Genomic DNA, 15064 nt, shown 5'->3' on the forward strand with positions numbered 1-15064 from the left:
GTTCCCGGAAGGGACCGGGCCGGCTAGCGGACGTCCAGGATGAGGCCCAGGAGCCGTGCCGCGCCCGGCCGGGCCGCGTGCTCTTCGTTCCACTGGGACCGGGCCACGGCTTTGCTCACGGCCTGCGTAGTGATCCCGAGTTCCTCCGCGACTGCCTTCTGCTGACCCCGTACTCCCGGAGTGAGCAGGTCCAGCACCCGCCATTCCGCGTGGCTCCGGTCGTGCACAATGTGGCCCAGGAGGCGCAGGACGGCCTCGGCTTCTGCCGCAATATCGGCCAGCGGTCCCTCCACGGCCACCCGAACGCGGTCCTTGTGGTTCCGGAGGCGATCCACGGCGCGCCTGGCATAGATCAGCCCGTGTCCGGAGGCGTCCTTGATCTGGTTCGGCAGGGGTTCATTGACCGGTCCCACGCCAATGCCGACGTACCAGCTGCCGCTGCGCAGGGCGATCATGGCCGCTTCCACCGCCTGATGCGGACAGTCCACGATCCCCTGTACCTCGTCCTCCACGGAACGGTCGAAATCGAGGCGCGCCGGAATGTGCCGCAGGTCCCTCAGGAGCTGCGGCACGCGGTCGCCGTCGCGCCGGCTGTCGGTTTGATTGATGGTCAGCGTGAACATTCTGGATGACACACTACCTGCTGGCACTTGGGGGGCAAGTCGCCGGCAGCGCCCGTGGACCGGGGTTGTGTCCCGTCCGCCGGACGTGTTGCGATGGACAAAATACGCCGAGGCAGGACCACGGATGCGAGGACCCCAGTGAGCAGTGACATGTCCAGCAGTGACGTGAATGGAAGCACCCGCACTCAAATGCCGGCCGACGGCCCGATTCTGGCCGGCCCGATCCCGGACGGTGCGGCCATGGACCTGGTGGACCGCTGGTGGCGGGCGGCGAACTATGTCTCAGTGGGGCAAATCTACCTCCGGTCCAATCCGCTGCTGCGCGAACCCCTCAGCGCAGAACACACAAAGTCCCGGCTCCTTGGCCACTGGGGGACCACGCCCGGACTGAATTTCGTCTATGCCCACCTGAACCGGGCCATCCGCCGGGACAGCCAGCAAATGCTGTTCGTCGCCGGTCCCGGCCATGGCGGCCCCGCATTGGTGGCCAACGCCTGGCTGGAAGGCACGTATTCGGAGATTTACGGGCACGTCGGCGACGACGAAGCCGGCCTGGCCGAGCTGTTCCGGCAGTTCTCCTACCCGGGAGGCATTCCAAGCCACGCCGCCCCTGAGACCCCCGGCTCGATCAGCGAAGGCGGCGAGCTCGGGTACTCACTCGCACACGCGTACGGGTCCGTCTTCGACAACCCGGAGCTGATCACCGCCGTCGTCATCGGTGACGGCGAGGCCGAGACCGGGCCGCTGGCCGCCAGCTGGCATTCGCACAACTTCCTGGACCCGGCGGCCGACGGCGCGGTGCTGCCCATCCTGCACCTGAATGGCTACAAGATCGCCAACCCCACGATTTTGGCCCGCATGCCAGAAGCCCAGCTGGAACAGCTGCTGCGCGGCTACGGGCACGTCCCCCATTTCGTCACCGTGGCCGATCCGGCGGACACGGCCGCGGCCCACCGGGATTTTGCGGCCGCGCTGGACACCTGCCTGGCCCAGATCCGGACCATCCAGCAGGCCCACCGCAGCGGCCGGACGGCGCAGGACGGCACTGCGCAGGACGGGGCAGCGCAGTGGCCGATGATCGTGCTGCGTTCCCCCAAGGGCTGGACCGGGCCCAAGGAGGTGGACGGGCTGCAGGTGGAGGGAACCTGGCGCAGCCACCAGGTTCCGCTGGGCGGGGTCAGCACCAACCCCGAGCACCTGAGCCAGCTGCAGCAGTGGCTCGAGTCCTACCGGCCCGAGGAACTCTTCGACGGCCGCGGACGGCTGCTGCCGGAGACGGCCAGGAACGCCCCTGCCGGCCCGCTGCGGATGAGCGCAAACCCTCACGCCAACGGCGGGCTGCTGCTGCGTCCGCTCACCCTGCCGGACTACCGCCGGCACGCCGTCGACGTCGCCGAACCCGGCGTCGAGCGGATCAGTCCGATGACGACGCTCGGACCCTGGCTGCGGGACGTTATTGCCCTGAACCCGGACACCTTCCGGCTCTTGGGCCCGGACGAGACCGCATCGAACCGGCTGCAGGCCGTCTACGACGCCACCGACAAGGTCTGGCAGTACAGGATTGATGCGCTGGATGAGCATATTGCCCGCGCCGGGCGGGTGATGGAAGTCCTCAGCGAACACCTCTGCCAGGGCTGGCTCGAGGGGTACCTGCTGACCGGCCGGCACGGGGTGTTCAACTGCTATGAGGCGTTCATCCACATTGTCGATTCGATGTTCAACCAGCACGCCAAGTGGCTCAAGGTCCACCGGCAGCTGCCGTGGCGCCAGCCCGTGGCCTCGCTGAACTACCTGTTGTCCTCCCATGTGTGGCAGCAGGACCATAACGGTTTTTCGCACCAGGACCCCGGTTTCATTGACCACGCCGTCAACAAGAAGGCCGAGATCATCCGGGTCTACCTGCCGCCGGACGCCAACACACTGCTGGCCGTGATGGAGCACTGCCTGGACTCCCGCGACTACATCAACATCGTGGTCAGCGGAAAGCAGCCCTCGCCAACCTGGCTCGGGCCGGACGAGGCCTCGCACCATTGCCGCCGCGGCCTGGGCATCTGGGAGTTCGCCGGCTCCGAAGTCAGCGGTGAGGAGCCCGACGTCGTCCTGGCCTGCGCCGGCGATGTCCCCACAGTCGAAACCGTTGCCGCGGCCGAACTCTTGAAGCAGGGGGCGCCCGGGCTGAAAGTGCGGGTGGTCAACGTGGTGGACCTCATGCGGCTCCAGGACGCCAGCGAGCACCCTCACGGGCTGACGTCCCGGGACTTCGACGGCATTTTCACGGCGGACAAACCGGTGATCTTCGCCTACCACGGCTATCCCGCGCTGATCCACCGGCTCACGTACCGGCGCACCAACCAGGAGGGCCTGCATGTGCGCGGCTACAAGGAGGAAGGCACCACCACGACCCCCTTCGACATGGCCATGCTGAACGGGATCGACCGGTTCCAGCTGGCAATTGACGCGATCGACCGGGTCCCAGGGTTGTCCGAGAAGCACTCGCTGCTGCGCCAGTCCCTGCAGGACAGCCGCATGCGCGCCCGTGACCACACCCGGGAGCACGGCGAGGACCCGGCCGCGATCAGCAACTGGTCGCTGCGAGAGTAGCCCCTCCGTCGGGGCTAGCCCGAGAGCTCTTGCAGCCCGCCCCGGGGGATGTGGATCCAGCCCTCGGTCAGGGCGGCCCGGCGATGTCCGTCATCGGGGTGCAGCGTCCTGCCCAGGGCCACTGCCCGCGCGGTCAGGGAGGCGATGAGGGCGTCGAACATGTCATCGGAGGCGGCCAGCCGGTCATCATGTCCGGCCAGGTCCAGCCACGGTGCGGCCGTCGACAGCGCGTCCAGGGCCACTGCCAGCCGCTCCGTTTCCGGTGCGCCCCGCCCCTTGTAGCCGCGGGTCGGCAGGCCCCACAATTTCAGCGAAGCCGCCGGGTACACCTCGGCGAGCCGGCCGCTGCCGTCCCTGGCCTGCACCCCGAATTCCCGGGCGATCTTTGCCTGGATGACGGCACAACGCATCGCCGGGTGGGCCAGCCGGTCAGCGGAGACGCTGAGCGGGATCAGGCCCGTTTGGCCGGTGACGAACCTGTCTGTGTCCCGGTAGGCCAGCAGCCGGCGGCCTTCGATCCCGTCATGGTCCAGCACCGGATGGGCGTCGAAGTTCAGGTGCCCGGCGATAAAGGGAAGAAACGCGTCCGGCCAGCCCAGGGGGCAGTCGATTCCCGTCATGTCGCTGGTGCCGAAGAGCCGGAGGATCTCCTCGTCGCCAACGTCCAGGGACAGTTGCGCCAGGCGTGCCGCGCCGTCGGCCCATTCGATGACCGCCACCGCCGTTTTCTTCTCGGCGGCAGCGAGGTCGACGCCGAGGGTCCTCACCGTTGCGCCGTCAGTAAATAAAGAAACGCGGGGTCACTTGCCGCCCGGTCCGGAGGTCCGGATGGGCGGCAAGTAACCCCGCGTTGGAGCGCAGAAACGGTCAGTGGCCGGCTGCCGGAACGTAGCGCTTGATGGACGCAGCCAGTTCGGCTTCGGCGGCGGCGCGGTCGCCCCAACCTTCGGCCTTGACCCACTTGCCCGGCTCCAGGTCCTTGTAGCGGGTAAAGAAGTGCTCGATTTCCTTGATCAGGAACTCGCTGACATCGCTGATCTCTTTGATGTGGTCGAACCGGGCATCGGTCGGGACGCACAGGACCTTGGCGTCCCCGCCGCCGTCGTCGGTCATGTTGAAAACGCCGATCGGGCGGGACTCGACGATCACGCCGGGGTAAAGGTCGAAGTCCTGCAGGAGCACCAGTGCGTCCAGCGGATCTCCATCCTCACCCAGGGTGTTCTCGAAGAAACCGTAGTGGGTGGGGTACTGCATCGACGTGAACAGGACGCGGTCCAGGCGGACGCGGCCGGTCTCGTGGTCGACTTCGTACTTGACGCGCGATCCCTTGGGGATCTCGATGGTCACGTCATGCTTCATGGAATGCTCCTTGACGAATTCAGGGGTGCGCGGCACGTGCATAAGGGCTGTCGGTGCCGCCGACTACTATTGAGGATATAGCGAGAGGCGCTGGTTTCAGGAACTAGTGGGGACATTTCAGGACTAAGGACCAGCAGCAGCATGAAACCGAGAACCAGCCGCGCGGGCACCGAACAGGCGGCCGGCAGGATTCGCGGGATCCCCGTACTGCTGCTCCAGACCCTCCTGGTGGTAGCGGTGGCACTGCCCGCCGGCATCGCCATCGCCCCGGCATTCCTCGGCCCTGACCGGCCCTTCGGCGCCTCGCAGGCAGCCCCGCCCTGGCAGCAGATCCCCGCCACGCTGAGCGCCCCCGGCAGCGGTGCCGCTGGAATCGGGCCCCTCAGCGATAACGCGCCAGTCCCAGCCGGCGCTGCCCTCGCGGCGCAGCTCAACGGGACGCTAAAGCCCGACGGCGCCGGCTCCTTCACCGGGATCGTCCAGGATGCCACCACGGGGCAGGTGCTCTTTGACCGCGCGGCCGACGAGGCCCGCATTCCGGCGTCGAACATGAAGCTCCTCACAGCGGGCGCGGCCCTGCGCGTCCTGGGCCCGGACCGCCGCTTCAGCACCCGGGTGGTGGCGGGGCCAACCCCCGGCTCGGTGGTCCTGACCGGCGGGGGCGACGTCCTCCTGGGCTCCGGAGAATCCGCCCCCGGGGCCGTTCTGGGCCGTGCCGGGCTCGCGACGCTCGCCGACGCGACGGTCGAGGCCCTCCAGGCCGGCGGCGTGACCGGCGCCGTGAGCGTCCTGCTGGATGACTCCCTCTTCACCGGCCCCTCGCTCAGCCAGGCATGGAGCCCCGAGGACGTGGCCGCCGGGGAGATGGCCCCGCTGTACCCGCTGGCCCTGAACTCCGCCAGGTTCGATCCCGCCAAGACCACCGGACCCCGCCCGCAGGACGGGGCCATGACCGCCGCCGAGGCGTTCGCCGCCCGGCTCGCGGCGGCCGCGGCGGCCGCGGGGCTGTCCGTGGCCCCCGGGGTCGCCCGGATCGGCGCCGGCGCACCGGACAGCGCATACGACAGCGCACACGCCAAGGTCCTGGCCGAGGTCCAGTCCGCCACGGTGGGGCAGCAGGTGGACTTCATGCTGCAGACCTCGGACAACTATCTCGCCGAGGTGATGGGACGGATGACCGCCCTCGGCGCCGGCCGGCCCGGCAGCAGCGACGACGCCATTGCCGCCGTGCTGGCGCAGGTCCGGGATATGGGCGTTCCCACGGACGCCCTCCGGGCCGCGGACGTCTCCGGCCTGGCCCTGGCCAACAGGGTCTCGGCCCGGCAGCTCACGGACGTGGTCCGGGCCATGACCTCGGGGACAGACGCCCGGCTGCGCGCCGCCCTCAGCGGGTTCCCGGTAGCCGGTCTCACCGGCACGCTGGGGGACCGGTACACGGACGCGGCTTCGGCCGCGGGCGCCGGGCTGGTCCGCGCCAAGACGGGCACGCTGAACACGGTCATTGCGCTCAGCGGCTACGTCGTCGACGCCGACGGCCGGCTTCTGGTCTTTTCGTTCGTCGGCAACGGGCTGACCCCGGGTGCCGCGAACAAGGCCGCGCTGGACCGCTCCGCCGCTGTCCTCGCCGGCTGCGGCTGCCGCTGACAGTCGGCGGCCCGGCTGGACCCCGGTGCCCGCCCGTGACTTGGGCCGGCTGGTTCGCCGGTCAGCGAAAATTAAGGCGGATTGTCGGGCCTCTGTGTTCTGATGGATCCCATGGAGCCCTCTGCACGCGAGACATCAAGCAAGCCATCACCAAGGACGCCGAGTGGGACATCAAGCGAGGTCCAGGCCCAAGATCTCATCAACTGGGAGCTCGCCGCGTCCACGGCGGCCCGCCTGACCCCGGCGGGCCCTGTTTTGAGCGCTGCCGAGATCGGCGCCGCCGTCGAGAACCTGCGGCTCATGGCGGACATTTCCGTGCCGCACGTCCACGACATCACCGGCCTTGACGCCGCCCGGGACCTGCGCGACTCCGAGGTCCTCGTGGTGGACAGGGCCTCATGGGCCAAGGCCAACACGCAAAGCTTCGCCGTCATGCTCAAGCCCGCCATGGAAAAGCTGCTGGAGGGCCGCGGATCCCTCAGCCCCGGAGCTGCCGGCGTCAGCGCGGCCATCACGGGCAGCCAGCTCGGCGCCATCCTGGCCTTCCTTTCCAGCAAAGTCCTGGGCCAGTACGATCCCTTCTCCGCGTTGGCTGAAAACTCCACGGCCCCCGCATCCGGGCGCCTGCTGCTTGTCGCTCCGAACATCATCTCCGTGGAACGCGAATTGAACGTCGAGCCCGCGGACTTCCGGCTCTGGGTCTGCCTCCACGAACAGACGCACCGGGTGCAGTTTGCCGCCGCCCCGTGGCTGCGGCACCACATGCTCCAAGAGATCGAAAACCTGAGCGGGCTGTTGCTGGGCAACGTCGATTCCCTGATGGAACGGGCCTCCGCGGCCGCGAAGTCGCTGAAGGACCGCGCGGCACCCGGCGCCGCGCCCGGACGTGGCGCCATCCTGGACCTGCTCCAGAACCCGGAGGAAAAGGCGGCCCTGTCCCGCCTGACGGCTCTCATGAGCCTGCTCGAGGGCCACGCCACTGTTGTCATGGACGCCGTGGACGCCAGCATCGTCCCCTCGGTGAAGACCATCCGGCAGCGTTTCAATGCCCGCGGCCAGGACCGCGGCATGATCGAGAAGTTCATCCGCAACCTGCTCGGCCTCGACGCCAAGATGCGCCAGTACACTGACGGCGCCAAGTTCGTCCGGGAAGTGGTGGACGCCGCCGGCATGGCAGGCTTCAACAAGGTCTGGGAGTCCGCTGAGCATCTCCCCAGCGAACCCGAGATCCACGACTCCAAGCTCTGGCTCGACCGGATGGGCCTCTAACCGTCATGACTGCCCGCAACGGGGCCGGTTCGACCTCAGTTTCCAGCGGACGACGCCGGCCCGGCCGCCTCGCGCCGGTGGTCGGCACGGCGCGAAAAATGCTGCAGGACGCCCTTGCCGGGGCCGGCTACCCCGAGCGCGTCCTGGTCGCCTGCAGCGGCGGGCCGGACTCGCTCGCTCTCGCCGCCGTCGCCGCCTACTTCGCCCGCCGCGGTCACGTGGGCGGCCGCCCTGTGTCCATTGGCGCCGTCGTCGTGGACCACCAGCTGCAGCCGGGCTCGGCCGGGGTCGCCGCCACCGCCGCCCGGACCCTTGAGGACCTCGGGCTCTCTCCCGTGCAGATCCGGACTGTCGACGTCGCATCCACCGGCGTGGGCCCCGAAGCGGCAGCCCGGGACGCCCGCCACGCGGCCCTCGAGGCCGCCGCGGATGAGGCGGGTGCAGGCGCGATCCTGCTCGGCCACACCCTCGATGACCAGGCCGAGCAAGTGCTGCTCGGCCTGGCGCGGGGGTCGGGCACCCGGTCCCTCGCCGGGATGCGACCTTCCCGGGGCAGGTTGCTGCGCCCGTTCCTGGGCCTGCGGCGTGCGGACACCCTTGAGATCTGCCGGGTGGAGGCCCTGGTGCCCTGGCACGACCCGTCCAACACGGACCCGGTGTACGCGCGCTCCCGGACCCGGGTTGAAGTGCTGCCCCTGCTTGAGGACAAGCTCGGCCCCGGCGTCGCCGAATCGCTCGCCCGCACGGCCGCGATCCTCCAGCTGGACGCCGATTACCTGGAGGACGTGGCGAACGACACCTTCGACCGGCTGCGCGAGCAGACCGGGGAGGAGATCAGCCTCCCGGAAGCTGAGCTGCGCGATCTTGCCCCGGCCGTGAGGTTCCGGGTGATCGCCAAGGCCGCCGCCGCCGTCGGAGGCCAGCAGCCCAGCTACCAGCGCCTGCTCGCAGCGGAAGCACTCTTGCGCCGGCAGGGATCAGCCGGTCCGGTGGAGCTTCCCGGTGCGGTCAGCGTCTACCGGCTCTCGCTCGCGCAGCTCCTTGCTGCGGAGCCGTCCGGTGCCTCCGGTGTTCCCCGCGAAGCCGCCCGCTGTGGGAAGCTTGTATTCCGGCCTCAACAGCCGCCCCGAAATTAGTCGCACCCCGCATCTACACAGGAGCCATTGGTGGATTCAAACGACGTCCAGGCAGACCTCAAACACGTTCTCTACACCAAGGAACAGATCCAGGAACGGATCACCGAACTCGCGGCGCAGATCGACAAGGACTACGCGGGCCGTGACCTCCTGATCGTCGGCGTGCTCAAGGGCGCCGTCATGGTCATGGCGGACCTGGCCCGTGCACTGCACAGCCACGTCTCCATGGACTGGATGGCCGTCTCCTCGTACGGCTCCGGCACGCAGTCCTCAGGCGTGGTCCGCATCCTGAAGGACCTCGACACCGATCTGATGGGCAAGGACGTCCTGATCGTCGAGGACATCATCGATTCCGGCCTCACACTGTCCTGGCTCAAGACGAACCTGGAATCCCGCGGCACGGCGTCGGTGGAAATTTGCACCGCGTTCCGCAAGCCGACGGCCGCCAAGGTCAAGATCGACGTCAAGTATGTCGGCTACGACATTCCCAACGAATTCGTCGTGGGCTATGGCCTGGATTACGCCGAGAAGTACCGCAACCTGGACTTCGTTGGCACCCTGGCCCCGCACGTCTACGAGTAAATCGTTCGTGCAGAGGCACCCCTCCGCCCGGCGCCCGGGTGCCGGGGAGGCCCGGCCCCGCTACGCCCACAGGGAACTTTTGCACTCCGCCGTGCGTGAGTTAGTGCGACGGTGTATAGCTAGAACCTGACGCAGCACCACACGCGCGCAGAACGGTCGCCGTGCAGCACTACCAGGAGGGACGGGGCCAGCCCCGAACAGATGAAAGCTAAGAGTTTCTTCAAGGGCCCCGGCATCTGGATTGTCGTCGTGGTGGCCATGCTGCTGCTGGCATTTGCCACCCTGGCACCGGGCGGCGCGAGCCGGATCGACACCGACAAAGGCCTTGAACTGCTGACGGCCGGCGGCAAGGTTGAACAGGCCAAGATTTTCGACGCCGAGAACCGTGTGGACCTGGTCCTTAAGGACAACCTGCAGGTCGACGGGCAGGACAAGGGCAAGAACGTCCAGTTCTACTTCGTAAACGCCCGGGCCCAGGACGTCGTCAAGGCGGTCACGGACTCTAAACCGTCGGGCGGCTTCACGGACCAGCCGCTCGAAAACAACTGGTTCTCCGGGCTCTTCTCCCTGCTGGTGCCCGTGCTGTTGCTCGGCGTCCTGTTCTGGTTCCTGCTCTCCCGGATGCAGGGCGGCGGGTCCAAGGTCATGCAGTTTGGCAAGTCCAAGGCCAAGCTCGTCAACAAGGACATGCCCCAGGTGACCTTCAGCGATGTCGCCGGCGCCGATGAGGCCGTCGAGGAACTCGAGGAGATCAAGGAATTCCTGCAGGAGCCGGCCAAGTTCCAGGCCGTCGGCGCCAAGATCCCCAAGGGCGTGCTGCTCTACGGCCCTCCGGGCACCGGCAAGACCCTCCTGGCCCGCGCGGTTGCCGGCGAGGCCGGCGTTCCCTTCTTCTCCATCTCCGGCTCCGACTTCGTGGAAATGTTCGTCGGTGTGGGCGCCTCCCGCGTCCGCGACCTCTTCGAGCAGGCCAAGTCCAACGCGCCGGCAATCATCTTCGTCGATGAGATCGACGCCGTCGGCCGGCACCGCGGCGCAGGAATCGGCGGCGGCAACGACGAGCGCGAGCAGACCCTGAACCAGCTGCTGGTGGAAATGGACGGCTTCGACGTCAAGACCAACGTCATCCTGATTGCCGCCACCAACCGCCCCGACGTCCTGGACCCCGCACTGCTGCGTCCGGGCCGCTTCGACCGGCAGATCTCGGTCGAGGCCCCCGATTTGATCGGCCGCGACCAGATCCTGCAGGTGCACGCCAAGGGCAAGCCGATGGCTGCGGGCGTCGACCTCAAGGCTGTTGCCAAGAAGACCCCCGGCTACACCGGCGCGGATCTGGCCAACGTCCTGAACGAGGCCGCCCTGCTGACGGCCCGCTCCAACGCCAACCTGATCGATGACCGCGCCCTCGACGAGGCGATCGACCGCGTCATGGCAGGCCCGCAGAAGCGCAGCCGGGTCATGAAGGAACACGAACGCAAGGTCACCGCGTACCACGAAGGCGGCCACGCCCTCGTGGCGGCTGCCCTGCGGAACTCCGCCCCGGTCACCAAGATCACCATCCTGCCCCGCGGCCGTGCCCTCGGCTACACCATGGTGGTCCCGGAAAACGACAAGTACTCCATCACCCGCAACGAGCTGCTCGATCAGATGGCCTACGCCATGGGCGGCCGCGTCGCCGAGGAACTCGTCTTCCACGATCCGTCCACGGGTGCCTCCAATGACATCGAGAAGGCCACCGGAATCGCCCGGAAGATGGTCACCGAGTTCGGCATGAGTGAAAGGGTCGGGTCGGTGCGCCTCGGCCAGGGCGGCGGCGAGCCGTTCCTGGGCCGCGACGCAGGCCACGAGCGCAACTACTCGGACCAGATCGCCTACATCGTCGACGAAGAGGTGCGCCGCCTGATCGACGGCGCGCATGATGAGGCTTACGCCATCCTGACCGAGAACCGGGACGTCCTGGACGAACTGGCGCTGGAACTGCTCGAACGCGAGACGCTGAACCAGGCCGAAATCGCGCAAGTTTTCACCAACATCCGCAAGCGCGACTTCCGCGACGTCTGGCTCTCCAAGGAGACCCGCACGCTCCAGTCCGCCGGCCCGGTGGAGTCGCGCCGCGAAAAGGCGGAGCGTGAAGCGCAGGAGGAAGCTACGCAGGCCCGGCTCGAAGAGCCCCTGGATGCCCAGCCCCCGCATGCCCAGGGCGTGTCCGGACAGGAGTCCTTCCAGGGCGGTGCAACGGATATCGGGACTGATGGTCATCCCGGCTAGGCTTCTTCTGTGACTTCTAACTTCGACGACGACGTTCCCGCCCCCGCTGCTGCTTCGGCGGGGGACGGGGAAACCCCACATTCACGGTCCAAGGTGGACCGCCCCAGGATCGAAGCCGCCGTGCGGGAAATCCTGCTGGCCATCGGCGAGGACCCGGATCGCGGCGGTCTCCTGGACACCCCGAAGCGGGTGGCCAAGGCCTATACGGAAATGTTTGCCGGCCTGCACCACGACCCCTCCGAGATCCTGGCCACCACCTTCGACCTCGACCACGAGGAACTCGTGCTGGTCAAGGACATCCCGTTCTACTCCACATGCGAGCACCACCTGGTGCCGTTCCACGGGGTGGCGCATGTGGGCTACATCCCGTCTCATGACGGCAAGGTTACGGGCCTGAGCAAGCTGGCCCGGCTCGTGGACATGTTCGCCAAGCGCCCGCAGGTACAGGAACGCCTGACCACCCAGATCGTCGAGGCCCTCGTCACGCACCTCAAACCGCGCGGCGCGATCGTCGTCGTCGAATGTGAACACCTGTGCATGTCCATGCGGGGAATCCGCAAGCCCGGCGCCAAGACCGTCACCAGCGCAGTGCGCGGGCAACTGCATGACCCGGCCACCCGTGCCGAAGCCATGAGCCTCATACTCGGAAGGTAAGAACACAGACTATGGACTCCCTAGCTGCAGCCCCGGGGACCGGGCCCGCCACCTCGCCCCTGCCCATCCTGCGCAAACCGCGCCCGGCGGCGAAGTTCCAGGACCTGCCCGCGGACCGGACACTCGTGATGGGAATCCTCAACGTCACCCCCGACTCCTTCAGCGACGGCGGAGCGCACGCGACCCCGGACACGGCGATCGCGGCGGGACTGCGGATGTTCTACGCCGGGGCGGACATCATCGACGTCGGCGGCGAATCCACCCGCCCGGGTGCCACGGCAGTCGGCGTTGACGAGGAACAGCGCCGGGTCCTGCCGGTCATCGAGGCCCTGGTCAAGGCAGGCGCCCTCGTCAGCATCGACACCACCCACGCCGTGACGGCGGCTGCGGCCCTGAAAGCCGGCGCCGCGATCATCAACGACGTCTCGGGCCTGACTATGGAGCCTGAAATGGCGGAACTGGCCGCCCGCACCAAGGTCCCCTACATCCTGACGCACCGCCGCGGCGACGCCAGCACCATGAACTCCCTGACGGACTACCGTGACGTCGCCGGCGAAGTGGTGACGGAACTCGCCGGTGTCCGCGAAAAGCTCTACGCCGCCGGCGTCACGCCGGAGCAGATCATTGTGGACCCGGGACTGGGCTTCGCCAAGAACGAGGTCCAGAACTGGGAGCTCCTGCAGCACCTGGATGTGCTGCAGGCCATGGGTCACAAGGTCCTCGTCGCCGGCTCACGCAAGCGCTTCCTCGGCAGCCTCCTGACCGTCGCCGGCAAGGCCGCCCAGCCCGTTGAACGCGACGCCGCGACCGCCGCCGTGACCGCCATCAGCGCCTTCCGCGGCGCCTGGGCCGTACGCGTGCACGACGTCGGCGCGAGCCTCGACGCCGTCAAGGTCGCCGCCCGCATGGCACCCCCGACGCCCCCGGCAACGGCTGGTTCCGCCGACGCCGGCACCAACTGATCCGGCCGGCGCCATGGACCAGATCACGCTGAGCGGCGTCACCGCCGTCGGCCATCACGGTGTGTTCGATTTCGAGCGCCGCGACGGCCAGCCGTTCGTCGTTGACGCGGTGCTGCACCTGGACTTCAGCAAGGCCGCGACTTCCGACGACGTCCTGGACACGGCGCATTACGGCGAAGTGGCCAATTGCATTCGGGACTGGATCACGGGTGTTCCGCTGAACCTGATCGAGGCCCTCGCCGTGCGGATTGCCGAGGACGTGCTGCAGAAATTTCCGGTGGCCGCTGTGGACATCACCGTGCACAAGCCCAAGGCCCCAATCGAAGTCGACTTCGGCGACGTTTCCGTCAGCGTGCACCGGAGGCGGCCGTGAGCCCGCTCTACACCCGCGCCGTGATCGCGCTCGGCAGCAATCTGGGGGAGCGCAGCGACACGCTCTCTGCCGCCGTCGCGGACCTCGTCGACCCGCCGGAGGTGCGCCTGCTGGCCATCTCGCCGATCGTCCAGACGAAGGCCGTGGGTGGCCCGCCCGACCAGCCTGACTTCCTGAACATGGTGATTGCCGTCGAGACGTCCCTGCCGCCGCGCGCCCTGCTGGAGCACTGCCACGCCGTGGAGCAGAAGCATTTGCGTGTGCGCGAGGTCCGGTGGGGGCCGCGGACCCTGGACGTGGACATCATCACCTACGGGGACGTGGTGAGCTCCGACCCSGAGCTCACCCTGCCCCACCCCCGGGCCGCGGAACGGGCGTTCGTGCTCTACCCGTGGTCGTTGATCGATTCCGCGGCGGAGCTCAACGGCGAACGCGTGGGCGACCTCGCCGCGAAAGCCGCCGATTTCGGCGACCTCGCCACGTTTGACGGCTTCCAGAGCACCGCTGGCGCGGACATCGCAGCCACAGGGCGCTCCGGCGTGTCCGGCGCGGCGGAGCGGCCGTGAAGCTGACCAGCCCCTTGCTCCTGCTGGCCATTTGCGTGGTCCTGGCCGTGGCCGGCTGGTTCGCCACCATGCTCTCGGGCCGCTACGGCCTGGCCTCCCCGGTGCTGCCGCTGACGGGGCTGCTGACCATGGGCGTGATCGTGGCCCTCACCCTGGTGCTGGGCATCCGCGTGCTCCGGTGGCGCAACGGCAAGAAGAAGAAAATCCTCAACCCCATCCTGGCGGCCTGGACCCTGGTCCTCGCCCAGGCCTGCGCCTATACCGGCACGGTCCTGCTGGGCTGGCACGCGGGAATTGTGCTGGAGCAACTGCGGCTGTGGAACCTGCGCAGCAACCAGGACCTCACCTGGCAGGCCCTGGCAATGGCCGGCGGCGGGCTGATCATGGTGATCGTGGGGCTCGTCGTCGAGCGGTTCTGCCGGATTCCGCCCGAGGACGGCGAGGCCGAATCCCGGCCCGGCGTGCAGGGAAAGCGCAGCAAGCCCTCGGCGGAAGGCGAATATGCGTACCGAAGCGATTGATCCCCCGGGCATCGACTGGCTCAGGGTGTCCCCGAAGTACGTCACGGTGCGCCTCGCCGGGTGGGCGCTGGGAAACCTGATCGCGGTGTCCCTGCTGTCGCTTCCCCTGGTCCTGGTGCTTGCCGGCGCGTGGACCTGGCCGCCGGTCTGGCTGGGCATCGCCATTCCCGCCGCCTGGCTGCTTCTGGCGTTGTGGCGGCTCGTGCTGATTCCCCGGCAGGTGCGCTCGATCGGCTACGCCGAGCGGGAGGACGACCTCCTGATCCGGCGGGGCATCTTCTTCCAGCGCACCCTCGTGGTCCCTTACGGGCGGATGCAGTACGTGGACATCTCGGTGGGCCCGGTCGAGCGTCCGCTGGGCCTGTGCACCCTGAAATTGCACACCGCCGCAGCCGCGACCAGCGCCGAGATTCCCGGCCTGCCCGCCAGCGAAGGGGCCAGGCTCCGCGAACAGCTGTCCGCCCGCGGCGAAGCCCGGCTGGCCGGGCTGTGACGGGAAGAGCGTG

The 15064-nt window shown here is 68.3% G+C and carries 15 protein-coding genes; 12 read left to right on the forward strand and 3 right to left on the reverse strand.

Annotated features, from left to right (window positions below):
• Window positions 1-23 precede the first annotated feature (23 nt).
• Entirely contained in the window at window positions 24-623 is a 600-nt protein-coding gene (locus AC1DR1_RS07580) for a hypothetical protein (protein WP_229994109.1), read from the reverse strand.
• Between the two features lie 189 nt (window positions 624-812).
• Between AC1DR1_RS07580 and AC1DR1_RS07585 the strand changes: the two genes are divergently transcribed.
• Window positions 813-3224: a phosphoketolase family protein gene (locus tag AC1DR1_RS07585; protein WP_364747073.1), complete on the forward strand. Its 2412-nt coding sequence runs from the start codon at window positions 813-815 to the stop codon at window positions 3222-3224.
• 14 nt (window positions 3225-3238) lie between these two features.
• On the opposite strand, the gene AC1DR1_RS07590 is transcribed toward AC1DR1_RS07585, so the two are convergent.
• Together AC1DR1_RS07590 and AC1DR1_RS07595 are read right to left on the reverse strand one after the other, a co-directional pair.
• Window positions 3239-3991, reverse strand: a complete 753-nt coding sequence (locus tag AC1DR1_RS07590; RefSeq protein ID WP_476966046.1) for a DUF429 domain-containing protein — start codon at window positions 3989-3991, stop codon at window positions 3239-3241.
• A gap of 100 nt (window positions 3992-4091) precedes the next feature.
• Complete coding sequence (locus AC1DR1_RS07595) at window positions 4092-4583, reverse strand: inorganic diphosphatase (RefSeq protein WP_018774943.1); 492 nt, start codon at window positions 4581-4583, stop codon at window positions 4092-4094.
• A 141-nt stretch (window positions 4584-4724) separates the two neighbouring features.
• Here AC1DR1_RS07595 and dacB point away from each other — a divergent pair, with 141 nt between their 5' ends.
• The 11 genes from dacB to AC1DR1_RS07650 all read left to right on the forward strand — a co-directional run bounded on the left by dacB (window position 4725) and on the right by AC1DR1_RS07650 (window position 15051).
• Window positions 4725-6227 (forward strand): D-alanyl-D-alanine carboxypeptidase/D-alanyl-D-alanine endopeptidase, encoded by a 1503-nt coding sequence (dacB, locus tag AC1DR1_RS07600; RefSeq protein WP_229994111.1) that lies wholly within the window; start codon window positions 4725-4727, stop codon window positions 6225-6227.
• 111 nt (window positions 6228-6338) lie between these two features.
• Entirely contained in the window at window positions 6339-7496 is a 1158-nt protein-coding gene (locus tag AC1DR1_RS07605; protein ID WP_414645516.1) for a zinc-dependent metalloprotease, read from the forward strand.
• 98 nt (window positions 7497-7594) lie between these two features.
• The gene (tilS, locus tag AC1DR1_RS07610; protein WP_229994145.1) at window positions 7595-8632 is read left to right on the forward strand and encodes a tRNA lysidine(34) synthetase TilS; all 1038 of its coding nucleotides are present in this window, start codon (window positions 7595-7597) and stop codon (window positions 8630-8632) included.
• 30 nt (window positions 8633-8662) lie between these two features.
• Window positions 8663-9214 (forward strand): hypoxanthine phosphoribosyltransferase, encoded by a 552-nt coding sequence (gene hpt, locus AC1DR1_RS07615; protein ID WP_091564803.1) that lies wholly within the window; start codon window positions 8663-8665, stop codon window positions 9212-9214.
• Between the two features lie 201 nt (window positions 9215-9415).
• Window positions 9416-11482: an ATP-dependent zinc metalloprotease FtsH gene (ftsH, locus tag AC1DR1_RS07620; protein ID WP_229994113.1), complete on the forward strand. Its 2067-nt coding sequence runs from the start codon at window positions 9416-9418 to the stop codon at window positions 11480-11482.
• Window positions 11483-11491: 9 nt separating this feature from the next.
• Window positions 11492-12136 carry a GTP cyclohydrolase I FolE gene (folE, locus tag AC1DR1_RS07625; protein ID WP_229994114.1) on the forward strand — a complete coding sequence of 215 codons (645 nt, stop codon included), beginning with the start codon at window positions 11492-11494 and terminating at the stop codon, window positions 12134-12136.
• An 11-nt stretch (window positions 12137-12147) separates the two neighbouring features.
• Entirely contained in the window at window positions 12148-13098 is a 951-nt protein-coding gene (gene folP, locus AC1DR1_RS07630; protein ID WP_229994115.1) for a dihydropteroate synthase, read from the forward strand.
• A gap of 13 nt (window positions 13099-13111) precedes the next feature.
• Window positions 13112-13471: a dihydroneopterin aldolase gene (gene folB / locus AC1DR1_RS07635; RefSeq protein ID WP_476966050.1), complete on the forward strand. Its 360-nt coding sequence runs from the start codon at window positions 13112-13114 to the stop codon at window positions 13469-13471.
• A complete protein-coding gene (gene folK, locus AC1DR1_RS07640; RefSeq protein WP_476966051.1) occupies window positions 13468-14037 on the forward strand; it encodes a 2-amino-4-hydroxy-6-hydroxymethyldihydropteridine diphosphokinase in 570 nt (189 codons plus the stop codon). Before folB ends, folK begins: the two co-directional genes overlap by 4 nt.
• Entirely contained in the window at window positions 14034-14558 is a 525-nt protein-coding gene (locus AC1DR1_RS07645) for a DUF3180 domain-containing protein (protein WP_476966052.1), read from the forward strand. Before folK ends, AC1DR1_RS07645 begins: the two co-directional genes overlap by 4 nt.
• Window positions 14539-15051, forward strand: a complete 513-nt coding sequence (locus tag AC1DR1_RS07650; RefSeq protein WP_229994119.1) for a PH domain-containing protein — start codon at window positions 14539-14541, stop codon at window positions 15049-15051. The genes AC1DR1_RS07645 and AC1DR1_RS07650 overlap by 20 nt, the downstream gene beginning before the upstream one ends.
• Window positions 15052-15064 lie beyond the last annotated feature (13 nt).

The sequence above is a fragment of the Arthrobacter sp. P4_F10 genome, assembly GCF_056401435.1.